General features: G+C 67.1%; 20 protein-coding genes. 11 read left to right on the top strand and 9 right to left on the bottom strand.

Annotated features, from left to right (window positions below; genetic code table 11):
* Positions 1–54 precede the first annotated feature (54 nt).
* The 3 genes from FAZ69_RS14595 to FAZ69_RS33265 all read right to left on the bottom strand — a co-directional run bounded on the left by FAZ69_RS14595 (position 55) and on the right by FAZ69_RS33265 (position 3,800).
* Entirely contained in the window at positions 55–1,044 is a 990-nt protein-coding gene (locus FAZ69_RS14595) for a hypothetical protein (RefSeq protein WP_136895661.1), read from the bottom strand.
* 97 nt (positions 1,045–1,141) lie between these two features.
* Positions 1,142–3,400 (bottom strand): hybrid sensor histidine kinase/response regulator family protein, encoded by a 2,259-nt coding sequence (locus FAZ69_RS14600; protein WP_136895664.1) that lies wholly within the window; start codon positions 3,398–3,400, stop codon positions 1,142–1,144.
* Between the two features lie 247 nt (positions 3,401–3,647).
* On the bottom strand, positions 3,648–3,800 hold the full coding sequence (locus tag FAZ69_RS33265; protein ID WP_169708651.1) for a hypothetical protein: 153 nt from the start codon (positions 3,798–3,800) through the stop codon (positions 3,648–3,650).
* A gap of 134 nt (positions 3,801–3,934) precedes the next feature.
* On the opposite strand from FAZ69_RS33265, the gene FAZ69_RS14605 reads away from it, so the two are divergent.
* The 8 genes from FAZ69_RS14605 to FAZ69_RS14640 all read left to right on the top strand — a co-directional run bounded on the left by FAZ69_RS14605 (position 3,935) and on the right by FAZ69_RS14640 (position 11,471).
* Positions 3,935–4,303 carry a response regulator gene (locus FAZ69_RS14605; RefSeq protein ID WP_136895667.1) on the top strand — a complete coding sequence of 123 codons (369 nt, stop codon included), beginning with the start codon at positions 3,935–3,937 and terminating at the stop codon, positions 4,301–4,303.
* Entirely contained in the window at positions 4,296–4,919 is a 624-nt protein-coding gene (locus FAZ69_RS14610) for a chemotaxis protein CheC (RefSeq protein WP_136895669.1), read from the top strand. Before FAZ69_RS14605 ends, FAZ69_RS14610 begins: the two co-directional genes overlap by 8 nt.
* Positions 4,916–5,857 (top strand): sensor domain-containing diguanylate cyclase, encoded by a 942-nt coding sequence (locus FAZ69_RS14615; protein ID WP_136895671.1) that lies wholly within the window; start codon positions 4,916–4,918, stop codon positions 5,855–5,857. Before FAZ69_RS14610 ends, FAZ69_RS14615 begins: the two co-directional genes overlap by 4 nt.
* 156 nt (positions 5,858–6,013) lie before the next feature.
* Positions 6,014–6,346, top strand: coding sequence for a hypothetical protein (locus tag FAZ69_RS14620; protein WP_136895673.1), 333 nt, complete (start codon positions 6,014–6,016; stop codon positions 6,344–6,346).
* Positions 6,347–6,564: 218 nt separating this feature from the next.
* A complete protein-coding gene (gene hpnD / locus FAZ69_RS14625; RefSeq protein ID WP_136895675.1) occupies positions 6,565–7,413 on the top strand; it encodes a presqualene diphosphate synthase HpnD in 849 nt (282 codons plus the stop codon).
* Entirely contained in the window at positions 7,413–8,738 is a 1,326-nt protein-coding gene (gene hpnE / locus FAZ69_RS14630) for a hydroxysqualene dehydroxylase HpnE (protein ID WP_136895677.1), read from the top strand. The genes hpnD and hpnE overlap by 1 nt, the downstream gene beginning before the upstream one ends.
* A 10-nt stretch (positions 8,739–8,748) precedes the next feature.
* Positions 8,749–10,776, top strand: a complete 2,028-nt coding sequence (gene shc, locus FAZ69_RS14635) for a squalene--hopene cyclase (RefSeq protein WP_136895679.1) — start codon at positions 8,749–8,751, stop codon at positions 10,774–10,776.
* 38 nt (positions 10,777–10,814) lie between these two features.
* A complete protein-coding gene (locus FAZ69_RS14640) occupies positions 10,815–11,471 on the top strand; it encodes a phosphorylase (protein WP_136895869.1) in 657 nt (218 codons plus the stop codon).
* 28 nt (positions 11,472–11,499) lie between these two features.
* On the opposite strand, the gene FAZ69_RS14645 is transcribed toward FAZ69_RS14640, so the two are convergent.
* Together FAZ69_RS14645 and hpnN are read right to left on the bottom strand one after the other, a co-directional pair.
* Entirely contained in the window at positions 11,500–12,342 is an 843-nt protein-coding gene (locus FAZ69_RS14645; RefSeq protein ID WP_136895681.1) for an MlaA family lipoprotein, read from the bottom strand.
* A complete protein-coding gene (gene hpnN / locus FAZ69_RS14650; RefSeq protein WP_136895682.1) occupies positions 12,339–14,963 on the bottom strand; it encodes a hopanoid transporter HpnN in 2,625 nt (874 codons plus the stop codon). Before hpnN ends, FAZ69_RS14645 begins: the two co-directional genes overlap by 4 nt.
* Positions 14,964–15,187: 224 nt before the next feature.
* Here hpnN and FAZ69_RS14655 point away from each other — a divergent pair, with 224 nt between their 5' ends.
* Complete coding sequence (locus tag FAZ69_RS14655; RefSeq protein WP_136895684.1) at positions 15,188–15,796, top strand: MlaC/ttg2D family ABC transporter substrate-binding protein; 609 nt, start codon at positions 15,188–15,190, stop codon at positions 15,794–15,796.
* A 156-nt stretch (positions 15,797–15,952) separates the two neighbouring features.
* Here FAZ69_RS14655 and FAZ69_RS14660 read toward each other — a convergent pair whose 3' ends face one another.
* A complete protein-coding gene (locus FAZ69_RS14660; RefSeq protein ID WP_136895686.1) occupies positions 15,953–16,603 on the bottom strand; it encodes a response regulator in 651 nt (216 codons plus the stop codon).
* Positions 16,600–18,009: a cache domain-containing protein gene (locus tag FAZ69_RS14665; protein ID WP_136895688.1), complete on the bottom strand. Its 1,410-nt coding sequence runs from the start codon at positions 18,007–18,009 to the stop codon at positions 16,600–16,602. The genes FAZ69_RS14660 and FAZ69_RS14665 overlap by 4 nt, the downstream gene beginning before the upstream one ends.
* A gap of 200 nt (positions 18,010–18,209) precedes the next feature.
* Between FAZ69_RS14665 and FAZ69_RS14670 the strand changes: the two genes are divergently transcribed.
* Both FAZ69_RS14670 and FAZ69_RS14675 read left to right on the top strand, forming a co-directional pair.
* Complete coding sequence (locus tag FAZ69_RS14670) at positions 18,210–20,294, top strand: carbon starvation CstA family protein (RefSeq protein WP_136895690.1); 2,085 nt, start codon at positions 18,210–18,212, stop codon at positions 20,292–20,294.
* A gap of 13 nt (positions 20,295–20,307) precedes the next feature.
* Positions 20,308–20,523 carry a YbdD/YjiX family protein gene (locus FAZ69_RS14675; RefSeq protein WP_136895692.1) on the top strand — a complete coding sequence of 72 codons (216 nt, stop codon included), beginning with the start codon at positions 20,308–20,310 and terminating at the stop codon, positions 20,521–20,523.
* A 30-nt stretch (positions 20,524–20,553) separates the two neighbouring features.
* Here FAZ69_RS14675 and pepE read toward each other — a convergent pair whose 3' ends face one another.
* A complete protein-coding gene (gene pepE, locus FAZ69_RS14680; RefSeq protein WP_136895694.1) occupies positions 20,554–21,309 on the bottom strand; it encodes a dipeptidase PepE in 756 nt (251 codons plus the stop codon).
* Positions 21,310–21,467: 158 nt separating this feature from the next.
* A complete protein-coding gene (hpnH, locus tag FAZ69_RS14685) occupies positions 21,468–22,619 on the bottom strand; it encodes an adenosyl-hopene transferase HpnH (RefSeq protein ID WP_136895696.1) in 1,152 nt (383 codons plus the stop codon).
* Positions 22,620–22,622 lie beyond the last annotated feature (3 nt).

Raw genomic sequence — 22,622 nt, forward strand, 5'->3', positions numbered from 1 at the left:
TCCGATGAGGACGCCGCCGTTTGTTATTTGCACGAAGCCGGGGCCGCAATCCGATCACGCGTGGTGATCGTGATGCGTGGCGCGCTCCCACCCATGTCGCACCGCGGCCTTGAAGCGCGTCCAAGCATTGTGCGGATGCGCGCTCTCCCAATCGCGCTGCGCGTGCGGCTCGACGTCTTCCCAAGCGCGGGGCTCCGCGTAGCGCGAGTCGCGGCCCAGCGCTGCGCCATGGCGATAGGCGCGCTCGTAGTCTTCGTAGCGCGAGCCGTCGCTTGCGTATTTGGTCTCGTAGTCGCCGCGAAAATCCTCTTCGTACTGAAGAAATTCGTCCGGAATCGGCGCGGCGGCGCCCGCAGGCGCGTTCGTTGCGCCTTCAGCCGCCGTGCCCGAATCCGCCGGATCGCTGCGGCCTGCGGAAAAGACCGCGCCCATCCCCGCCGCGGAGCCGCATGCCGTGGCAGTGGCCGCGGCTTCGGTCGCGGGACGCTCGGCCGCGCCTTCCATGCCGCGCTCGGCCGGCGCTCCCCGCATGTAGCTGCGCACCGGCGAGCGTTGCCGCTGCGCCGATCTGCGGATGCCGAGCTCCTCGAGCGGCGAGTGGGCGCGGGCGGTCTCGTCGTCCGGCGCGCGCCAGGCGGCTGCGGTGGTCTCGTCGGGCGCGTGCCAAGTCGCCGCGCGCTCCTCGATGTCGATCGCGCCGCTGCGCTCCAGCATCGAGCGCGCGAGCTCGGCATAGGCGTCGGTCGGCGCGTCGGCGCTCAGCAGCACCGCGCCGCGGCGCACCGCTTCGGCGTATTGCGCGATTTCGTGCCGGCGTGGCTCGCTCACGAACAGCGCCTCGAAGAAGCGCCCGATGTTCGCGATCACGCCTTCGTCGGCGGGCGGTGCCGTATCGGCGGCGGAGGTGGCGTCGCTGGCGTAGGTCGGCTCGCAGCGGGCCTGCAGCGCGATGCCGTCGCGATCGAAGCCGGCCCGGATCAGCGCGTCGCGCGCAGCCTCGGCTTCGGGGTAGGTGTCGAACAGCGCGATAACGGTATGTTGCATGGCGTTCTCCTATGCAAAGCTCGACATTCATGCATCGGCCAGCAAGCGCCGTGCCGCTCGCATATATATGAACAAACCCCGGAACGCTCCGCCGCGTTCAGCCCGGCTTGCCAGCAGGCTGCGCGCGTTGCTCGCGTTCGCGCCGGATTGTCTGCAGTATTTTTTCGAGCAGCGCGATATCAAAAGGTTTTGACAGCACGCGCGCCTTGACATTCCTCGCCCGCTCGAGCTCCTCCGCGTAGCCGGTCACGAGGATCACCGGCACCGGCGCAGGCAGCGCCTCGATCGCCTCCGCAAGATCGATGCCGTTCATCGCGCCGGGCATGTGGATGTCCGAGATGACGAGATCGAACGGCGCGGCGGGATGCTCGACGAGCCGCAGCGCGGCGTCGGCGTTGAACACGTAGTGGACCGTGTGGCCCATCATCTGCAGCAGCGCTTCGGTGCCGGCCGCGACTTCGTCGTTGTCCTCGACGAGCAGGATGTTCAAGCCGCCCGATACCGCCGGTTCTTCGCGGCGCGGCTCGGCGGCGGGCGCCGCGGCGGCCACGGCGTTGCTGCGCGGCAGGTAGAGACGCACCGAGGTGCCCGCGCCGATCGCGCTGTCGATCGTCGCGAGCCCGCCCGAGCGCTCGCAGAACGCGAACACCTGCGGCAGCCCGAGGCCCGTGCCCATTCCCTTCGGCTTGGTCGTGAAGAGCGGCTCGAAGGCGTGGGCGAGCACGTCGCGGCCCATGCCGGAGCCGGTGTCGTCGAGCGAGATCTGGACGAAGTCGCCCGTCAGCGGGAAGCCGTCGCCGTGGCGCAGGCTGACGTTGCCGGCGCGCACGGTGAAGCGCCCGCCGTTGGGCATGGCGTCGCGCGCGTTGACGGCGATGTTGATGAGCGCGAGCTCGAGCTCCGCCACGTCGACGTGGATCGGCCAGACGTCGGCGCGGACCTCGATCACGAGCTCGACCTTCGCGCCGAGCGACGCCCGCAGCAGCTCGCGGCTCGCGTCCATCCAGCGCGCGAACTCGATCGTCTCGGAGCGCAACGGCTGCTTGCGCGCGACGCCGAGCAATTGCCGCGTGAGCGACTGGCCGCCCTTCAAGGCGCGCTCGATGGCGGACAACTCGCCTTCGGCGGGACGATTGCCGCGCCGCCGCGCGATCTGCACGTTGGCCGAGACGATCATCAGCAGATTGTTGAAATCGTGCGCGACGCTGCCGACGAGGTTGCCGAGCGCCTCCATCTTGCGCGACTGGCGGTAGGCGGATTCGATCGAGCGGCGCATCGACGCCTCCGCCTGCCAGCGCGCCCAAGCCTGCTCTTCGGCGGCAAGCCGCTTGAGCGACAGTCCGATCATGAGCCACAGCACGATGGACGGCGTGAAGACCGACACCATGAGCACCGCCAGGTGGCGGTACCAGTCGGCCCGCAACGCGGCTTCGCGATACGCGCACGACACGTACACGGGATACGAGCCGACGCGCCGGTAGGCGATGATCTCCGCGCCACCGTTTGCGCTCGCGCCGTCGTCGCGCGTGTGCAGCACGCCGTCGCGCCTGGCCGCGGCGAGCGCAGACGCCAGCTCGGGGCGCGGCGCCGGCTGCCGCTGGGCGGCCGGCAACAGCGGGAACGACGCGAGTACGGCGCCGTCCTCGCGCATCAGCGTCATCGTCACGGCCGAGGCCTCGCTGCCCAGCAGCTCCCGGTAGAACGCATCGAAATACGACTGGCGCAGCGCCACCGACACCAGCCCGCCGAACGAGCCGTCGGCATTGCGCCGTGCGATGCCGCTGTTGAACACGGTCTCGCCGGCGCCGACGCGGCCGATCATCACCTTGGACACGTGCTCGATCACCTTGCCGTCGCGGATGCCGGTGAAATCGTCGCGGTCGGCGATCGACGCATGCGGCGCGGGGTAGTAGCGGCTGTTGGCGAGCAGCATCCCGTCGGGGCCGAAGATCGACACCGACGCGACCTGCGGATAGCCGCCGCCGATCGTATTGAGCTTCTCGTGGATGGTGGCTTCCTGGGCGCGCACGGCGTCGTTGGAGAGGCCGCGCACGAAGTCGTCGATGCGCGCATCGAGCGTTTCGTTGAGGTCGAACACCTTGAGCGCGTGCTCCTCGCCGATGCGCACGGTGCGCAACGTGATATCGGTCGCCTCGGCGACGCGCGCCCGGAAGCTGGCATAGGCCGAGGCAGCCACGTAGACGCATGGCAGCACGATCGCGGCGATCAGGAGCGCGATCAGCGTGATGCGCCGCACGGCGAAATCGGGCTCGGGGACGGCCGGATACGGCGATTCCTCTTGCCAGTTCGGAGCCGGCTGGCTCGCGTGCGGCTCGTCGGGCCGGTGAGGCGTCATCGTCGGAATCGTATGAGCGATAAGGAGGCTGTGCGTGCCATCATAAACGAGTTGACCAGCCCGCCATGTCGGGATCGGCCGCCGGCCTGCGGCGTCCGGTGGCTCGGAAGGCGGCGGCTTTCCCGCATGCTGGCGGCGTGCCCCCAATCAGCGACAAATTCAAAAGCGCAAACGTACACAAAAGAATAGTTCACGCATTTCTCACACGTTTACATCTGATGTATTCCTCCAAAGTAAAAAATGGAAATTATTTTTGTTTGATCGCCGGAAATTTGGCGAGTTGCTTTTCGAGCGGTTTGCTCAGAAAATCGCGCATCATTTTGATGACATAGACGCCCGCCAAGTCCGGGCGCCAAGCGAAGCGCAAGCTTCGCGCATTGCGTACGCGATGCACGCCCATGCCTCCCGGCCGGCCAATCCGCTCTCTTGCCGCCAGTCGCGCCGTAGCCTGTCGATTTCCTTGCTTGCGCTAAAGAATCGACGCGGGCAGCCGTTAACGCGCCCTAGAAAACTCCGCTTATTTGTCACGCTGCCATGCCTTTGCCGATTGTGATTGCCGATGATTCCCTGCTTGCCCGCAAGGTGCTGACCAAAGCCTTGCCGGCCGATTGGGACGTCGAAATCGCGTATGCGACGAACGGACGCGAAGCACTCGCGCTGTACCGCGCCGGCAAGGCTTCGGTGATGTTTCTCGACCTGACGATGCCCGACATGACCGGCTACCAGGTGCTCGAAGCGCTCCAGCACGAGGACCTGAACACGTTCGTGATCGTCGTCTCGGCCGACATCCAGCCGCTCGCCCAGGAGCGCGTTCGCGCGCTCGGCGCCGCGGCGTTCGTCGCCAAGCCCGTGACCCCCGAGGCCCTGGTGCCCATCCTCAAGGAGTACGGGTTGTATGCCTGAGATCGTCTTCACCGAAGAACAGCGCGACGCGTTGCAGGAGATCGCGAACCTGGCGATGGGCCAGGCGGCGACGCGTCTTGCCCGGCTGCTCGATGCTTTCATCGAGCTGTCGGTGCCGGTTGTGCGCGTGGTCGAGGTGAGCGAGGCGGCGGCGGCGCTGCGTGAGATGACGGGCATCGACGAAAGCGTGACTGCCGTGCGCCAGGGCTTTCGCGCCGACATCAAGGGTGAGGGGCTCGTGATTTGCCGCAGCAGCGGCGTCGAGCACCTGTGCGCGTTCGTCGACGGTCCGTGTGCCGACCCCGCCGACGAAGCCGATTGCCAGCGCGAGCTGATGCTCGACGTCGCCAACGTGCTGACGGGCGCATGCGTGGCGAGCATTCTCGAACAATTTGACCGCACGCCGGTTTTTTCCCCGCCAAGCATGCTTGGCGAAAAAATTTCGCTCGACGACGTGTTCCAGTCCGACGTGCTTGCCTGGAAGGTTGCGCTGCTGCTCGAGGTGAATTTCGCGCTGGAAGACCAGTCGTTCCGCGCGCACCTCGTGATGCTGATGGCCGAGGACTCGATTCGTCGCGTGAACGAGGCAATTGCCGCACTGCTTTCCAGCTTATGAACGTCCCTACCGAGCCATCTCTGTCCGACCTCGTGATCGAGCGGGTCGGGTTCGGCATCTTCGTGGTCGACCGCGCTTTCAATGTCCTGATGTGGAACCGGTTCATGCAGGACCACAGCGGCCGGCCGCCTGCCGAGGTGGTCGGCAAGCCGATCTTCGAGAGCTTCCCGGAGTTGCCGCGCGGATGGCTCACGCGCAAGCTCGAAAGCGTTTTCCAGCTCGGCAGCTTCGCGTTCAGCTCGTGGGAGCAGCGGCCGTACCTGTTCAAGTTCGAGCATGACCGGCCCATTACGGGCGGCGTCGATTTCATGCAGCAGGACTGCACCTTCATGCCGCTCATGCGCGGCCGCGAGGTGGTGGCCATCTGCGTGACGATCTCCGACGTGACCCACGTCAGCGTGATGCAGCGCGAGCGCGAGGAGGCCGTCGCCAAGCTCAGGGAGTACGCAGACCGCGACGGCCTGACCGGCATCTCGAACCGGCGTTTCTTCGAGGCGCGCCTACACGACGAATACGTGCGCTGGCAGCGCTACGGCGGCGATTTCTCGGTGCTGCTCTTCGATCTCGACCACTTCAAGACGATCAACGACGAGTTTGGCCACACGATCGGCGACACGGTGCTGCGCGTGATGGCGCAGCGCGTCGGCGACGTGGTGCGCGCGCAGGACACGTTTGGCCGCTTCGGCGGCGAGGAGTTCGCACTGCTCTTGCCGTGCACGACGCTCGACGAAGCGATGATCGTCGCCGAGAAGATCCGCACGACGATCGGCGATACGCCCGTGGACGCGGAGGGCGTAAGCGTGCCCGTGACGGCGAGTGTTGGCGGCGCCGCGGCTCGCGCGGGCATGAGCGCGTACGAAGTTCTCATCAACGATGCGGATGCCGCGCTCTACAGCGCCAAGCGCCAGGGGCGCAACCGGTCGGTGGCATTCGTCTGATCAGCGCGTTTGCGGGTTGCATCGGAGCCTTCGGAGCGTGTTCGTTTGCGCAGATCGAGTCCGATCCCGCGCTGGCCCGATTTTTAGTCCTTGTCCGATATGCGTAGGCCGGGGGTCGCCGATAACTTGGCGGGACCTTTGCTACAGGGGGTCCCCATGAACCGCGACTATCTCTTTTACCTGAAGCCGCCGAAGGCCGGTCCTTACTCGCTCGACGATCTCGGCGACGCGCCCGCCCCGATCGGCTCCTGCGAAGACATCAAACAAAACCTCGCGTCGTTTTTCCCGGCGATTTCCTGGTGCGAATCGCGTCACGTGCCGGGCGCATGGTTCGGCACCGGCCCCTCCGAATTCCAGTTCACGAGCGAGCCCGACGGGCAGGTGCTCAGCTTCATGGCCTCGCAGATCGAAGCCCGGCAGGTCCGGCGGCTCGTGCGCGAACTCAACCTGATCGCGCTGGAAGTCCAGCACGATGTCGTTTTCGCGTGACCGCCGAGCGCGCGTAAGCCCGGCCGGCCGGGCCGCATCAGCGGCTCCCCCCAAAGATTGTTATACTTTCGGCCGTTTCCGGCAGTCATGCCGGTGCGCCGCGCATCTTTTGCGCGCGGCGCCGAGCGGCACGCCGCCTGGATAGCTCAGGGCCCGCCATCAGCGTGAACAGGCCCTGGATCTCAATCGCCCAAGAGGGCGCCACAGCGGAGTTCGTCTTGGCCGTTTCCAATCTTGTCGCGGACGATCCAGAAACCGACGCCGCTGCCGTCACATCGAGCAGCTCGTTTTATCTCGCGATGCGCATCCTGCCGGCCAAGCAGCGCGACGCGATGTTTCAGGTCTACGCCTTTTGCCGCGCCGTCGACGACATCGCCGACAGCAACGCGCCGCGCGCCGAACGCAGCGCGGGCCTCGCACGCTGGCGCGCGGACATCGACGCGTGCTATGCCGGCACGCCGCGGCCTTCGCTCGCCACGCTGACGCGCCACATCCGCACCTTCAACCTGCAGCGCGAAGACTTCCACGCGATGATCGACGGCATGGCGATGGACGCCGCCGAAGACATCTGCGCGCCCGACGAAGCCACGCTCGATCTCTATTGCGACCGCGTCGCCAGTGCGGCGGGGCGTCTATCGGTGAGGATATTCGGGATGCAGGAAGAGCCGGGCATCCGGCTCTCGCATCATCTGGGACGCGCGCTGCAGCTGACGAACATCCTGCGCGACATCGACGAGGACGCCGACATCAACCGCTGCTACCTGCCGCGCGAATTGCTCGCGCGCGAGGGGATTGTCGCGTCGAACCCGGCCGCGATCGCCGATGACCCCTCGCTGCCGCGCGTCTGCGCGACGCTCGCCGAGCGCGCGCTCGACCACTTCGCCAAGGCCGACGCGATCATGGACGCGTCGCCGCGCCGCGCGGTGCGCGCGCCGCGCATCATGTCGGGCGTCTACCGGGTCTTGCTCGAACGCACTCTCGAACGCGGTTTCGACCTGCCGCGCACGCCGATCACGAAGCCGAAGGGGCGGCTGTTGTGGATCGTCGCGCGTTATGCCTTGTTCTGATGGCGAGGCGGGTGCATGTGATCGGCGCGGGGCTCGCAGGCCTCGCGGCAGCGGTTCAATTGCAGCGCCGCGGCGCGCAAGTCGTGCTGTACGAAGCTGCCGGTCACGCGGGAGGGCGCTGCCGGTCGTATTACGACGACGCGCTCGGCACGACGATCGACAACGGCAATCACTTCGTGATGTCGGGCAACCAGGCGACGCTCGGCTACGCGCGCGCGATCGGCGCAGCCGACGAGCTGGCCGGGCCTGCGTCGCCCGAATTTTCGTTCGTGGATGTCGCGAGCGGACGCCGCTGGTCGGTGCGCTTCAGCCCGGGCCGCCTGCCGCTGTGGATCTTCGATGCCGCCGCACGCGTGCCCGGTACGCAGCCAGCCGACTACCTCGCGCTCGCACCGCTTTTTTTCGCGAAGCCCGGCCGCACGATGGCGCAGACGATGCGCTGCGACGGCGTGCTGTGGGACCGGCTGCTGCGGCCGCTGTTCCTCGCGGCACTGAAGGTCGAGCCGCGCCAGGGCACGGCCGAGCTCGCGGCGGCGGTGGCGCGCGAGACGTTCGCTGCGGGCGGTCAGGCGTGCCGGCCGCTCGTCGCGAAGAACGGGCTTGGTAGCGCGTTCGTCGATCCGGCGCTGCGCATGCTTCAGCATGGCGGCGCGACGATCAGGCTCGGCGCGCGGCTGGAGAAGATCGGATTTGCCGGCCGTGCGGCAAAAGCGGCCGCGCATGGCGAGGCGAAAAGCGCCGTCGGAGGGTTTGTCGACCCGCGTGAGCGTGCCGCCGCGCTGACTTTTGCCGACGGCACGGACATCGCGCTCGAGCCCGGCGAATCCGTCGTGCTCGCGGTGCCGCCGGAGGCCGCGCAAACGCTCGTGCCGGGCATGCGGGCGCCCAATGTGTACAGCGCGGCCGTCAACGCGCATTTTGCGGTTGCGCCGCCGCACGGCATGCCGCCGCTCACGGGCCTCGTGAACGCGACGGCCGAGTGGCTCTACGCGTTCGACGCGCGCTTGTCGGCGACGGCGAGCGGCGCCGAGCGCCTGGTCGATATGCCGCGCGAAGCGCTGGCGAAGACGATCTGGGCCGAGGTCGCGCAAGCGGCCGGCCTCCCTGTCGATCCGATGCCGGCCTGGCAGATCGTGAGCGAAAATCGCGCGGCGTTCGCCGCGCTGCCGTCGCAGGAAATGCTGCGGCCGGCGGCGAAGACGCGCTGGAATAATCTTGTGCTCGCGGGAGACTGGACGGCCACCGGCCTGCCTGCGACGATCGAAGGAGCGATCCGCTCGGGCCAGAAGGCCGCCGACACGCTCCTCAATCAACCGATGAACTGATGGACCGCCGATGAACGACTTGACCGCCGATAACCTTGCCGACGCCGCCGTGACCGAAGCCACGCCCTTCGCCGAGCCGCAAGCGGGCGCCGCCGCCCGCGCGCCGGCGAACCCCGCGCTCGATGCAGCCGTGACGCGCGCCGTCGACGCGCTGCTCGCCGCGCAGCGTCCCGACGGCCACTGGGTCTACGAACTCGAAGCCGACGCGACGATTCCCGCCGAGTACATCCTGCTCGTGCACTACCTCGGCGAGACGCCGAACCTCGAGCTCGAGCAGAAGATCGCGCGCTATCTGCGCCGCATCCAGCTCGCCGACGGCGGCTGGCCGCTCTTCACCGACGGCAAGCTCGACGTCAGCGCCACCGTGAAGGCCTATTTCGCGCTGAAGATGGTCGGCGATCCGGAAGACGCCGAGCACATGCAGCGCGCGCGCCGCGCGATTCTCGCGCATGGCGGCGCGGAAGCCGCGAACGTGTTCACGCGCATCCTGCTCGCGCTGTTCGGCGTGATTCCGTGGCATGCGGTGCCGATGATGCCGGTCGAGATCATGCTGCTGCCGATGTGGTTCCCGTTCCACCTGTCGAAGGTGTCGTACTGGGCGCGCACGGTGATCGTGCCGCTGCTCGTCCTGAACGCAAAGCGGCCGAAGGCGAAGAATCCGCGCGGCGTGCGCATCGACGAGATCTTCAGGGGCGCGCCCGTTTCCACGGGCCTCTTGCCGCGCGCCGGGCATCAGAGCCAGGGCTGGTTCGTGTTTTTCCGCGGTGTCGACGCGATCCTGCGCACGGTTGACGGCCTCTTTCCGCGCATAACGCGCCAGAAGGCGATCGACGCCGCCGTCGCGTTCGTCGACGAGCGCCTGAACGGCGAGGACGGGCTCGGCGCGATCTTCCCGGCGATGGCCAACTCCGTGATGATGTACGACGTGCTCGGCTATCCGCCCGATCATCCGAATCGCGCGATTGCGCGCAAGTCGGTCGAGAAGCTGCTCGTGATCGGCGAGGAAGAGGCGTATTGCCAGCCGTGCCTGTCGCCGGTGTGGGACACCTCGCTCGCGGCGCACGCGCTGCTCGAGAGCGAAGAGCCGCGCGCCGAAGAGGCCGCGCTGCGCGGCCTGCAATGGCTGCGTCCGCTGCAGATCCTGGACGTGCGCGGCGACTGGATCTCGCGCCGGCCCAACGTGCGCCCGGGCGGCTGGGCGTTCCAGTATGCGAACCCGCACTATCCGGACGTCGACGATACGGCCGTGGTCGCGCTGGCGATGGACCGTGCCGCGACGCTCACCAAGTCGAACGTCGATCGCGAGGCGATTGCGCGGGCGCGCGAATGGGTCGTCGGCATGCAGAGCAGCGACGGCGGCTGGGGCGCGTTCGAGCCGGAAAACACGCAGTACTACCTGAACAACATCCCGTTCTCGGATCACGGCGCGCTGCTCGATCCGCCGACGGCGGACGTCTCGGGCCGCTGCCTCTCGATGCTCGCGCAGCTCGGCGAGATGCCGGCCAACAGCGAGCCGGCGCGCCGGGCGTACGACTACATCCTGAAGGAGCAGGAAGCCGACGGCAGCTGGTACGGCCGCTGGGGGATGAACTACATCTACGGCACCTGGACCGCGCTGTGCGCGCTGAACGCGGCCGGCATCTCGCACGAGGACCCGCGCATCAAGCGCGCCACGCAATGGCTGATCTCGATCCAGAACGACGACGGCGGCTGGGGCGAGGACGGCACCAGCTACAAGCTCGACTATCGCGGCTACGAGCGCGCGGCGAGCACGTCGTCGCAGACGGCCTGGGCGCTGATCGGGCTGATGGCGGTGGGCGTCGTCGATCATCCGGCGATCGAGCGCGGCGTCGCCTACCTGACGAGCACGCAGCAAGCGCACGGGCTGTGGGACGAAACGCGCTTCACGGCGACGGGCTTTCCGCGCGTGTTCTATCTGCGCTACCACGGCTATCGCAAGTTCTTCCCGCTGTGGGCGCTGGCCCGCTACCGCAACCTGAAGCGCGACGGGCTCAAGCGCGTGACGGTCGGGCTGTGACGGTGAGGGCGGCGCTTTCCATCGTCGCCGTGACCGGCATGGCGTTCGAGGCGCGTATCGCGCGCGGCGAAGGCGTCGAGGCGGTCTTTGCGGCGCGCGCCGACCTGCTCGAGCGCGCGCTATCGGAGACCGTGGCGCGCGGCTGCGCGGGCATCGTGAGCTTCGGGACGGCCGGAGGATTGGCGCCGGGTCTCGAGCCCGGCTCGCTGATTATCGCGGACGCCGTCGACGGACCTCTCGGACGCATACCCATCGATGCCGCCTGGGCGGCGCGCTGCGTTGCCGCTTTGGCCGCGACGCCGATCAAGGCGAGCGTGCGGCGCGGCACGATGGCAGGCGTGACAGCGCCGGTCGTGAGCGCAGAGGACAAGGCGCGGCTACATCGCTCGACGGGTGCGCTTGCGGTCGACATGGAATCGCACGTCGCCGGCGCCATCGCGGCGGCGCACGGACTGCCGTTCATCGTATGCCGCGCGGTCGTCGATCCCGCTTGGCGCACGCTGCCGCGCGCGGCGACCGCAGGCTTGCGCGACGACGGCACCACGGCCGTCGGGCCGATCCTGCGCGAACTGGTCCGCGAGCCGTCGCAGCTCGGCGCGCTGATCCGGCTCGCCGCCGACGCGCGCGCCGCCCGCACGACGCTCATCAAGGCGCGGCATGCGCTCGGCGAAGCCGGGGCATTGCGGGCGGCATGAGCCCCGCGGCGCGTCTCTTTATTTCCCTTTATTGACCGCTTGGAGCGCTCGCCGGGGCCGGGGTGGCGGGCGTGCTTCCACTGGCCGGAGCGGCCGGCGCAGGCGTTGCGGCTCCCGCCGCCGATGCCGCGTTAGGCGCCTCGGCTTCACCCTCGTCGCCGTAGTTGGGCAGCGCGGGTGGCTTGGACGAATTCTGGTTCAACAACGCCTTGCGCTGCTGCACATAGGCATCGCGGACGAACGAATACTTGTCGAGCGCCGCCGCTTCCAGCAGATTCGTCGCGCCGAGCAGGTCCGCGCGCGCGCTGACGAACTGCAGCACGTAGAGCGGGACGCGCTCCTCCGGATCGAGGGAGGTGAAATTCAGCGGATTGACGTAGACGTCGGCGGCGCGCCCGACGCCGTCGCGGAACGAGCTAGGCCCGAACAGCGGCAGCACCAGATACGGGCCGGACGGCACGCCCCAGCGGCCGAGCGTCAGGCCGAAGTCCTGGTGATGCTTCGGCAGCCCCGCGGGCGTCGCCCAATCGATCAAGCCGCCGAGCCCGAACACGGTGTTGAACGTCAGGCGCATCAGGTCTTCGGTGGCATCGGTGATCTTCAGTTGCAGCAGGTTGTTCGCGAAGTTGCCGACATCGCCGAGATTCGAAAAGAAGTTGCTGACGGCCGTGCGTATCGGCTGCGGCGTGACTTTCTGGTAGCCCTTCGCGACGGGCACGGCAATCGTCCGGTCGACGGCATCGTTGACCTTGAAAATGACGCGGTTCATCGGCTCCAGCGGGTCGCCGGGAGTGCGATCCGGGCCGGTGGCGCAGCCGGCGAGGGCGCTCGCGGCGGCAAGCGCCAGCGCGGTGTTTCGCATCTTGTTCATCGATTTCCTGGTTTCTTCTTGGAAGCGCGCTTCACGCGCGGTTTGCCCATCAATACGGGTTGGAACACCACGGCGCCGATCAGCGTGCACGACAGCGCCAGCGCAAGCAGCCTGCCCATGCTGGCCGTGCCCGGATGGTGCGAGAGCCACAGGCTGCCGAAGGCGGTCGCGGTCGTCGCGGCGCTCAACATGACGGCGTGCGTGAGGCTCGATTGCAGCAGGCTGGTTTGCCCGGCGCGCCAGGCCATCACGAAGTAGATCTTGAACGCGACGCCGACGCCGAGCATGAGCGGTAACGCGATGATATTCGCGAAGTTGAGCGGCATGTGGAACACGACGCACAGTTCCAGCGTCACCACCGCCGAGACCAGCAGCGGAATCAGCGTGCGCAGCACGTCGCCGAAGCGGCGCAGCGTGAGCCAGAGCAGCAGCGTGATCGACAGCACGGCCCACGCGGCGGCTTGCACGAACGCCTCGATGATGGTGTCGGCCGAATGCAGGATCGAGATCGGCCCGCCGATCGCCGACGGGTCCGCCTTCTTCACCGCGTGGGCGAAGAGGCGCAGCGTCGCGTCGTCGTTCGGGTCGGCGCCGGGCGCGACCTTCGGCGAGATATTGACGAGCGCGCGGCCGTCCGCCGAGACCCAGTCGCGCACGAGTTCGGGCGGCAGGTTCTCGCGCGTGATCTGCTCGGGTTCGAGCAGCTGCGTGAGCTGCCGGAGTGCGAGGCGCAGCGGCTCGGAGATCGCGGTTTCGGCGCGCTCGCGCGTGCCGGCATCGGCGGCGGCGAGCTTCGTCAGCGCCTCGGACAGGTGCTTCGCTTCGGCCGCGCCCGGGCCGGGGTGGTCGTCGGCGGCGAGCGAGAGCTGGTTCGCCGCGCGCTTGAGCGAGGCGACGCGGATCGCGTCGCTCGAAGCGGGCGCGCCCGGCTGCGTGAGCGCCGGCGAGAGCTCCGCGGCGGCGTCGTCGATGAGCCCGAGCTTCTGCGGCTGGCCGGCCGGAATGAAGCTCGAGAGCGTCGTGACCCGGCCCACTTCCGGCAGCGCCGCGAGGCGCGCGGCCGTGCGGTCGGCGGCGGCGAGCGACGGCGCGAGCACCGTGACGTCGTTGACGCCCGCTTCGGGCGAATCCTTCAGCGCGAGCAGCGTCGCCATCGATTCGCTGTGCGGATCTTTCAGATGCAGCGGGTTGAAGTCGAAGTGCAGGTGCCAGAGCAGCGGCAGCGCGCCGACGATCACCACCAGCGTGCCGATCAGCACCGGCTTGCGGTTGCGGTCGAGATAGTCGTCGACGGGCGCGAGGCGCGGAAAGCCGGGCGAGCCCTTTTCGCCCGCGGGCGCGAAGAGCTTGATGAGCGCGGGCAGCAGCGTCATGTTCGTCAGGTAGGCGACGAACATGCCGACGCCCGCGATCAGGCCCAGCTCCGAGACGCCGCGATAGGCAGTCGGCAGGAACGAGAAGAAGCTCGCGGCCACGGCCGTCGCGGCGAGCGTGAGCGGGATGCCGACTTCGCGCGCGGTGGCGATGAGCGCGTGTTCGAGATTGTCTTCGTGAAAGCGCGCCTCGCGGTACTTGACGCCGAACTGGATGCCGAAATCGACGCCCAGCCCGACGAACAGCACCATGAACGCGACCGAAATCATGTTGAGCGCATCGACCATCAAGAGGCCGAGCGCGGCCGTGATCGCAAGCCCGACGAACAGCGTGATGAACACCGCGACGATCAGCTTGCCCGAGCGCAGCGCGAGCCACAGGATCAGCAGCACGACGACGAAAGTGGCGATGCCGTTGACGGCCGCGCCTTGCTCGACCGAGGCGAATTCCTCGTCGGCGAGCGGCTGCTCGCCGGTCAGGTGGACCGTCGCGCCGTAGCGGCCCGCGAGGTTCAGCACGGTGGCGGTGGTGCGGACCGCCTGCGAGCCGCGCGCGCCTGCTTCGAGCGCGCCGTAGTCGACCACGGGCTGCACGGTGACGAAGGCGCGCGCGGGCACCTTGGCCTGGTCTTTGTCGACGAGCCCGCGCCACGACAGCACCGAGGGCTTGCCGGCGAGCACCCCGTCGACCGTCGCCGCGCTCTTGCCGAGCAGGTTCGCCATGTCGCCGAGCTGGACCTGGCCGAGCTGCAGCGGCAAGAGGAGCGTGGTGGTCAGCGTATCGGCGAGGCCGGTCAGGCTCGGGTCTTTCGCGAGCGTATTGATGAGCGGCTTGGCCTTGGTGAGTTGCGAGGTGGTGTCCGCGATTTCCTTCGGAGACAGGAACAACAAGCCGTTGCGTTCGAAGAACGGCCCGCCCGACGGCTGCGAGACCGCCGCGAATTCGTTCGGCTGCTTGCGCAGCGCGGCTGTCAGCTCGTTGGCGGCCGCGTCGGCGAATTCCGGCGCGCCGGCTTCGACCACTACGAGGATCGTCTGGCCGCGCTGCGGAAAGGCCTTGTCGGTGGCGTCGCCGAGCGCGGTCCAGGTCTGGTCGGTTTCGATCAGACGGCTCACGTCGGTGTTGATCTTGAAGTGATTGACGACGTAGTAGCCGCTCACTGCGGCCAGGAGCAGCGAGAGCACGATGACCCAGACCGGATGGCGGACGGACCAGGCGACGAGACGGACGACGGATGACTTCAGCATGTAGGCGAGGGGGCCTTGTCACAAGGGGATGCATTTGGCAAGAGGCGCAAGTATACCGGTGCGCCTGAGATGGGCGCACGAAGCCGCCATCGTGTCTGGCGCGCCTCGCGGCGCGAGGACGCGGCAAGGCGAGGCCGCCAAAGCCGGTATACTGGCCCGACGCCCGCGCGCTCCATAGCCTTCCAAGCCGCGGCCGCTCACTTCTTCACTGTCCCGACGAGCGTATGAAACGTTATCTGATTGCTTTTCTCGCAGCTGCTTTCGTGTCCGGCACCGCCTTCGCCCAGGCAAGTCCCGATTCCGCCGTGAAGACGGCCGTCGAAGGCACCGTCAACGCGATGAAGGCCGACCCGCAGGCGAAGGGCGGCGACATGGCAAAAATTACCGGCCTGGTCCAAACGCGCTTCGTGCCCTACACCGACTTCCTGCGCACCACCCGCATCGCGGTCGGTCAGCAGGCCTGGAGCACCGCGACGCCCGAGCAGCAAAAGCAGCTCTTCGAGCAATTCCAGCTCCTGCTCGTGCGGACCTATGCCGCGTCGCTGTCGCAGCTGCGCAGCCAGGACGTGAGCTTCAAGTTCGTGCCGGCGCCGACGCCCGCGGGCGCCAAGGACACCGTCGTGCAGACCCACGTGATCAGCAACGGCGACGACCAGGGGATCGACTACCGCATGGAAAAAACGGCTGACGGCTGGAAGATTTACGACATCAACATGATGGGCGCCTGGCTGATCCAGGTCTATCAGCACCAGTTCGCGGACCAGATCGCGAAGGGCGGCATCGACGGGCTCATCAAGTTCCTGACCGAGCACAACGCGCGCAGCGCGGGTTGATGCGCGAGACGGGCGGCGCAGAAGCCGCTCGTGATGCGTTGTTCAAAGAAAGGACGCCTCGGCGTCCTTTCTTTTTTTGTCGACCCAAGTTAGCGCTTCAGCACTTACTCCGGCCCCATGCAGAGCATTACTTGGGTCCCATGCAAAGCTGGCAGGTCATTTCTTCGGCCGCCGATGCTCGACGGCGAACTTGATCAGCTCCGCCTGCCCCTCGATATTGAGCTTGCGCTTCAAGTTGAGCCGATGCGTCTCGACCGTGCGCACCGACAGCCCGTTCAATTGCGCGATCTGCTTGCTCGACAGCCCTTGCGCGAGTGCATCGAGAATGTGGCGTTCGCGCGGCGTCAGCGTTTCGAGCGGCGTCTGCATTGCGCTCGCCTGGATCATCCGCGCGGCGAGCCCCGCGCTGAAGAACGTCTGTCCGTTGAGCACCGAGCCGATCGCGTGGACGATCTCGGTCGCGGGCGAATCCTTGAGCACGTAGCCGCTCGCGCCCGCGCGCACCGCCTGCATTACGTATTCGATGTTGTCGTGCATCGACAGCATCAGCACCCGGATCGCCGGAAAGCGCTCGTGAAAGATCCCCGCGAGCGTGATGCCGTTCATCCCGTTCATGCCGACGTCCATCAGCACGAGGTCAGGAGAGACCGCTTCGGCCAGCGCGAGCGCTTCGTCCGCGTTGCCCGCCTCGCCGGCGACGTCGAGGTTCGGCACGCCTTCGAGGCGCAGGCGCAGCCCGTCGCGCACGAGCGGGTGGTCGTCGACCAGGATGATTTTCGCGGCGGAGCCTGGAGTCGCTGGGTTCATGAGCGGGGAACCTCGTTGGGTGTTGCGGATAGCGGCACGCGCGCCGTGACGACCGTATGCCCGGCCTGCGAGACGAGCGACAACGCGCCCGACAGCGTATCGAGCCGCTCGCGCATGTTGCGCAGGCCGATGCCGCCGCGCGCGTCGGCCTGCACGCGCTCGATGTCGAAGCCGCGGCCGTTGTCGGCGATCGCGAGCGTGACGGCGCGCGCCGACACGTCGAGCGACAGCGACGCGCGCGTCGCCTGCGCGTGACGCACGATGTTGTTGAGCGCTTCCTGCGCGATGCGGAAGAGGGCGGTGTTGACCGCGTCGGGCAGGGCGCCCGCACGCGTGTGCGTGATTTGCGTGAAGCCGATCTCGATGCCGGTCTCGTCGCCGAGCTCGCGCGTGAGCTGCTCGAGCGCGGCGGCGAGGCCGAGGTCGTCGAGCATCGCGGGGCGCAGCGCGTGCGAGATGCGGCGCACTTCGCGCAGCGTGTCGGAGAGGCGCGCGAGGCCCGTGGAGAGCGCCGCTTCGGCCGCCGGCACGCGGGCCGCCGGGCCTGAAGCGCGCTCGAAGCGCGCGAGCGCCGATTCGAGCAGCAGCTTGATCGACACCATCATCTGGCTGATCCCGTCGTGCAGTTCGCGCGAGAGCCGCGCGCGCTCGTTCTCCTGCGATTCGACGACCTGCTGCGCGAGGCGCTTGAGCTTCGCGTCGGCGCTCCTCGACTCGCTGACGTTGACGACGAGCGCGCAGAGCGCGATCGCGCCGAAGCCTGTCAGCGCAATCGCGGCAATCCACACCATCGTGTGCTCGATGTTGGCCGAGGCGCGCTCGTCGATATGCGCGAGCGTCGCGTTGACGTCGTCGAGATAGATGCCCGTGCCGATCATCCAGCCCCAGCGCGGCAGCGGCACGACGTAGCCGAGCTTCGGCGCGAGCTGGTTCGTCGACGGCCGATGCCAGACGTAGCGCACGTAGCCGCCGCCGCGCGAGGCCGCGGCGATCAACTGCTGGATCGTGAGCGAGCCGGCGGGATCGCGCAGCGACCACCAGTTGTGGCCGACGAGATTCGGCTCGCGCGGATGCATCAGCGAGTTGCCCTGCATGTCGTAGACGAAGAAGTAGCCGTCCTGGCCGAAGTCCATTTTTTCGAGCACGGCGAGGGCCTGCTTGCGGCGCAGCGCGTCGTCGCGCGCGTTTTCGCCGCTGGCGTCGTAGAGCGGGGCGATCGCGCTCGTCGCCAGGTCGACGTAGTGCTTGAGCTCGATCTCCTTGCTCGACAGGTAGGCGGCTTCCATCGTCGCGTGTTGCGTCTGCGCCAGCGCCGTCGCCTGCTGGCGCACGCCAAACTCGATGCCCGCGATCGCGACCAGGAAGGGCACGATCGCGAGCAGGAAGATCTTTGTCTTGAGTTTCATCACTGGCTTTGTTTCATGGCGGCTGCGCCTACGTAGTTTTACGCAGTGTGCTTACGTAGTTATCCGCTTGTGGCGCACACACCGAAAGCGAATACTACACGGCCATGACATGGTCCACGCGCCATGCATCGCGCTGGCCCAGCGCGTGATTTCGCAGCCGGCGCCTGACGCCGGTATCCCATAATAATTTAGGAGACGCCATGAGTCGGGCTTCCCATTGTTTGATCTGGATCGCGGTCGCGCTGCTGGGCGCGTTCGCGTTCGGCACCATCGCCCTTGCGCACGGCGAACGCGTCAGCGCCCTCTGGGTCGTGATCGCCGCCGTCTGCGTCTATTTGATCGCTTACCGCTTCTACAGCCGCTTCATCGCGAGCAAGGTGCTGCAGCTCGACGGCCTGCGCATGACGCCCGCCGTCAAGCACAACGACGGCCTCGACTACGTGCCGACCAACAAGTACGTGCTGTTCGGCCATCACTTCGCGGCGATTGCCGGCGCCGGGCCGCTCGTCGGCCCCGTGCTCGCCGCGCAGATGGGCTACACGCCCGGCATGCTGTGGATTCTCGCGGGCGTCGTGTTCGCGGGCGCGGTGCAGGACTTCGTCGTGCTCTTCATCTCGTCGCGCCGCGACGGCCGCTCGCTCGGCGATCTCGTCAAGATGGAGCTCGGCACGGTGCCCGGCGTGATCGCGCTGTTCGGCGCGTTCCTCATCATGGTGATCATCCTCGCGGTGCTCGCGCTGATCGTCGTGAAGGCGCTGACCAATTCGCCCTGGGGCACGTTCACCGTTGCGGCGACGATTCCGATCGCGCTGTTCATGGGCGTCTATACGCGCTACATCCGGCCGGGCCGGATCGGCGAGGTGTCGATCATCGGCTTCGTGCTGCTGATGGCGTCGATCGTCTACGGCCAGCATGTGCACGATTCGCCGACGCTCGCCGCCTGGTTCACGTTCAACGGCACGCAGCTCACGTGGATCCTGATCGGCTACGGCTTCGTGGCGTCCGTGCTGCCGATCTGGCTGCTGCTCGCGCCGCGCGACTATCTGTCGACGTTCCTGAAGATCGGCACGATCCTTGGTCTAGCGATCGGCATTCTCGTCGTCGCGCCGGAGCTGAAGATGCCCGCGCTGACGAAGTTCGTCGACGGCACCGGGCCGGTCTGGTCGGGCAACCTGTTCCCGTTCCTCTTCATCACGATCGCGTGCGGCGCGGTGTCGGGCTTCCACGCGCTGATCTCGTCGGGCACGACGCCCAAGATGCTCGACAACGAAACCAATGCGCGCTTCATCGGCTACGGTGCGATGCTGATGGAATCGTTCGTCGCGATCATGGCGCTCGTGGCCGCCTGCGTGATCGAGCCGGGCATCTACTTCGCGATGAACGCGCCGGCTGCCGTGCTCGGCACGACGCCCGAGGCGGTCGCGCATACCGTCACGAGCTGGGGCTTCGTGCTGACGCCAGACATGCTCACGACGACCGCGAAGGCCGTCGGCGAAACGACGATCATCGCGCGCGCCGGCGGCGCGCCGACGCTCGCGGTCGGCATGGCGCACATCCTGCACCAGGTGATCGGCGGCGAAGCGATGATGGCGTTCTGGTATCACTTCGCGATCCTGTTCGAAGCGCTCTTCATCCTGACGGCGGTCGATGCGGGCACGCGCGCGGGCCGCTTCATGCTGCAAGACCTGCTCGGCACGTTCCATCCGGCTTTGAAGCGCACCGACTCGCTGGCGGCGAACCTTATGGCGACGGCGCTGTGCGTGGCGGCGTGGGGCTACTTCCTGTACCAAGGCGTGGTCGATCCTCTCGGCGGCATCAACACGCTGTGGCCGCTGTTCGGCATCTCGAACCAGATGCTGGCCGCGATCGCGCTGACGCTCGGCACGGTGGTGCTCTTCAAGATGAAGCGCGACCGCTTCGCCTGGGTCACGCTGGTGCCGACGGTGTGGCTGCTGGTTTGCACGCTGACGGCGGGCTGGCAGAAGATCTTCGACGCGAATCCGAAAGTGGGTTTTCTGGCGCACGCGGCGAAACTCTCGGCTGCGGCCGATGCGGGGACGGTCATGGCGCCCGCGAAGTCGATCGAGCAGATGCACAGGGTCATCTTCAACGACTATATCGACGCAGCGCTGGCGGGGCTGTTCATCTTCGTCGTGGCGAGCATGGTGGTGTATGGCGTGCTGGCGGTGATGCGCGCGCGCCGCGCCGAGCGCCCGACGTCGAGCGAGACGCCGTTCGAAGCGATGCCGGCCAGCCAGGCCGCGGTGGCCTCGACGGTGCAATAACGGGAGGCCCGCGATGTTCTCCAACCTGACTGGGGTGCGCAATGAAGTGCGGAACGCGGGCCGTTATCTGGGGCAGGCGCTGCGGCTGATGGTCGGGGTGCCTGACTACGAGACGTATGTCGCGCACATGCGCGCGACGCATCCGGATCGGCCCGTGATGACGTACGAGGAGTTTTTCCGCGAGCGGCAGAATGCGCGGTATGGCGCGGGGGCGGGGAAGTGCTGTTGATCTGCCGTTGCCGCGCCCGCAAGCGCCGACCTAGACGCGGAAGTCCGGCCAGGTCGCGAAGTCCGCGGGGCCTCGGATGCGCGCGAGCGGGAACGTCGTGCCTTCGATGACCTGTTCGACCACGTCCTTGCTCTCGAAGTGCAACGCGCCGCGTTCGCCGAGCACGGTGCCGTGTGTGTCTTCGACGAGCAGCGCCGAGCCTTCCGGCAACGCCAGCACCTGCTCCGGCGCATTGATGTCGAGAAACTCGACAATCCGCTCTTCGCGGCTTTCGCCGTTGTGCCCCACGGGCTTGCCGCTGATGAAGTGCGGGTTGATCTGGAACGGCACGAGGCCGAGCGCGCGCAGCGTCGGCGGCTGGACGATCGGCATGTCGTTGGTCGTGCGGATCGTCGGGCACGCGACGTTGCTGCCGGCGCTCCAGCCGACGTAAGGCGTCCCCTCGCGCACCTTCGCGCGGATCGCATCGGCGATATCGGCTTCGTACATGCGCTTGAGCAGCGCAAACGTGTTGCCGCCGCCGACCGCGATCGCGTCCGCCCGCTCAATCGCTTGACGCGGATTCGCGCTGCGATGAATCGACTCGAGCGCATAGCCGAGCTTTTCGAACGCCGGCTTGACGGTGGCTTCATACGCGTCGAAGCTCAATGCGACGCCGGCAAACGGAACGAAGACAATTTTGCGCGCCTCGTGTTTGAGTACCGTATGGATCTGTTCGGTGGCGTGCTCCAGATAGCCGAGGCTGTCTTTGCGGGAGCTGCTCATCAGCAGGATGCGATGTGCCATGGTTGCCTTCCGGATCGACGTAAGGTGAGGGAATTCGGGAGCCGCGCGGTCGATTGTTGGAGTCGCTTTTTAGAGCGGCGCGGGCATGAAAAAAGGCGCAACAGTATGACCCGTTGCGCCCTCTCATTCACCACGCACGCAGCGTGCGTTTCATTGGCTCAATGCGCCGCGACCGCCTGCGTCTTCTTCGCGCCCTTCGCACGCCCGATTTCCTCGAGCTTGATCTCGACGTGACGCGAGAACACGTATTCAGCCGGACGCTGCTTGTCGAGCGGGATGTCCTTGGTGAACGCGCCTTCTGTCTTCGGGCCGCGCATAGCCACACCAAGCGCCTTCAGCGGATGCGCGACGGTATCCATCACCGCCGTCGCCTCGAAGCCGCAGTGGACCATGCAGTCCGCGCACTTCTCGTAGTTGCCGGTGCCGTACTTGTCCCAGTCGGTGGTTTCCATCAGTTCCTTGAAGGTCTTCACGTAGCCTTCGCCGACCAGATAACACGGCTTCTGCCAGCCGAACACCGTGCGCGCCGGGTTGCCCCACGGCGTGCATTCGTAGGTCTGGTTGCCCGCGAGGAAGTCGAGGAACAGGCCCGACTGGCTGAACGACCAGTTCTTGCCGTTGTTGCCGCGCTTGAAGATCTCGCGGAACAGTTGCTTGGTCTTGTCGCGGTTCAGGAAGTGCTGCTGATCGGGCGCGCGCTCGTACGCATAGCCCGGCGATACCGTGATGCCGTCGACGCCGATCGGCTTCAACGTATCGAAGAACGCCGCGACGCGCTCGGGCACGGCGTCGTTGAACAGCGTGCAGTTGATGTTGACGCGGAAGCCGCGGCGCTTCGCTTCGCGGATCGCGGCGACAGCCTTGTCGTAGACGCCTTCCTGCGAAACCGAGTGATCGTGCATCTGCTGGTCGCCGTCGAGGTGCACCGACCAGACGAAGTACGGGCTCGGCTCGTAGTCGTCCATCTTCTTTTCCATCAGGAGCGCGTTCGTGCAGAGGTAGACGAACTTCTTGCGCTTGATGATGCCCTTGACGATCTCCGGCATTTCCTTGTGCAGGAGCGGCTCGCCGCCGGCGATCGAGACGACCGGCGCGCCGCACTCGTCGACCGCGCCGAGGCACTCTTCGAGCGACAGGCGCTGGTTCAGGATGGGATCGGGATAGTCGATCTTGCCGCAGCCATTGCAGGCGAGGTTGCAGCGGAACAGCGGCTCGAGCATCAGCGCGAGCGGGTAGCGTTTGTTGCCGGAAAAATGCTGGCGGAAGATGTAGGAGCCAACACGGACTTTTTGTAGCAGCGGAATAGACAAGGT

It is taken from the genome of Trinickia terrae (genome assembly GCF_005144415.1).
In the GTDB taxonomy this organism is placed as follows: domain Bacteria; phylum Pseudomonadota; class Gammaproteobacteria; order Burkholderiales; family Burkholderiaceae; genus Trinickia_A; species Trinickia_A terrae.

What these genes read in the sequence shown, in the direction of transcription:
- hpnN (WP_136895682.1), bottom strand. Translation starts at nt 14,963, where the DNA reads ATGCTGAAGTCATCCGTCGTCCGTCTCGTCGCCTGGTCCGTCCGCCAT.
- FAZ69_RS14670 (WP_136895690.1), top strand. Translation starts at nt 18,210, where the DNA reads ATGAGTCGGGCTTCCCATTGTTTGATCTGGATCGCGGTCGCGCTGCTG.
- FAZ69_RS14675 (WP_136895692.1), top strand. Translation starts at nt 20,308, where the DNA reads ATGTTCTCCAACCTGACTGGGGTGCGCAATGAAGTGCGGAACGCGGGC.
- shc (WP_136895679.1), top strand. Translation starts at nt 8,749, where the DNA reads ATGAACGACTTGACCGCCGATAACCTTGCCGACGCCGCCGTGACCGAA.
- hpnE (WP_136895677.1), top strand. Translation starts at nt 7,413, where the DNA reads ATGGCGAGGCGGGTGCATGTGATCGGCGCGGGGCTCGCAGGCCTCGCG.
- FAZ69_RS14595 (WP_136895661.1), bottom strand. Translation starts at nt 1,044, where the DNA reads ATGCAACATACCGTTATCGCGCTGTTCGACACCTACCCCGAAGCCGAG.
- FAZ69_RS14640 (WP_136895869.1), top strand. Translation starts at nt 10,815, where the DNA reads ATGGCGTTCGAGGCGCGTATCGCGCGCGGCGAAGGCGTCGAGGCGGTC.
- FAZ69_RS33265 (WP_169708651.1), bottom strand. Translation starts at nt 3,800, where the DNA reads ATGGGCGTGCATCGCGTACGCAATGCGCGAAGCTTGCGCTTCGCTTGG.
- FAZ69_RS14660 (WP_136895686.1), bottom strand. Translation starts at nt 16,603, where the DNA reads ATGAACCCAGCGACTCCAGGCTCCGCCGCGAAAATCATCCTGGTCGAC.
- FAZ69_RS14655 (WP_136895684.1), top strand. Translation starts at nt 15,188, where the DNA reads ATGAAACGTTATCTGATTGCTTTTCTCGCAGCTGCTTTCGTGTCCGGC.
- FAZ69_RS14615 (WP_136895671.1), top strand. Translation starts at nt 4,916, where the DNA reads ATGAACGTCCCTACCGAGCCATCTCTGTCCGACCTCGTGATCGAGCGG.
- pepE (WP_136895694.1), bottom strand. Translation starts at nt 21,309, where the DNA reads ATGGCACATCGCATCCTGCTGATGAGCAGCTCCCGCAAAGACAGCCTC.
- FAZ69_RS14610 (WP_136895669.1), top strand. Translation starts at nt 4,296, where the DNA reads ATGCCTGAGATCGTCTTCACCGAAGAACAGCGCGACGCGTTGCAGGAG.
- FAZ69_RS14665 (WP_136895688.1), bottom strand. Translation starts at nt 18,009, where the DNA reads ATGAAACTCAAGACAAAGATCTTCCTGCTCGCGATCGTGCCCTTCCTG.
- FAZ69_RS14620 (WP_136895673.1), top strand. Translation starts at nt 6,014, where the DNA reads ATGAACCGCGACTATCTCTTTTACCTGAAGCCGCCGAAGGCCGGTCCT.
- FAZ69_RS14645 (WP_136895681.1), bottom strand. Translation starts at nt 12,342, where the DNA reads ATGAACAAGATGCGAAACACCGCGCTGGCGCTTGCCGCCGCGAGCGCC.
- FAZ69_RS14605 (WP_136895667.1), top strand. Translation starts at nt 3,935, where the DNA reads ATGCCTTTGCCGATTGTGATTGCCGATGATTCCCTGCTTGCCCGCAAG.
- FAZ69_RS14600 (WP_136895664.1), bottom strand. Translation starts at nt 3,400, where the DNA reads ATGACGCCTCACCGGCCCGACGAGCCGCACGCGAGCCAGCCGGCTCCG.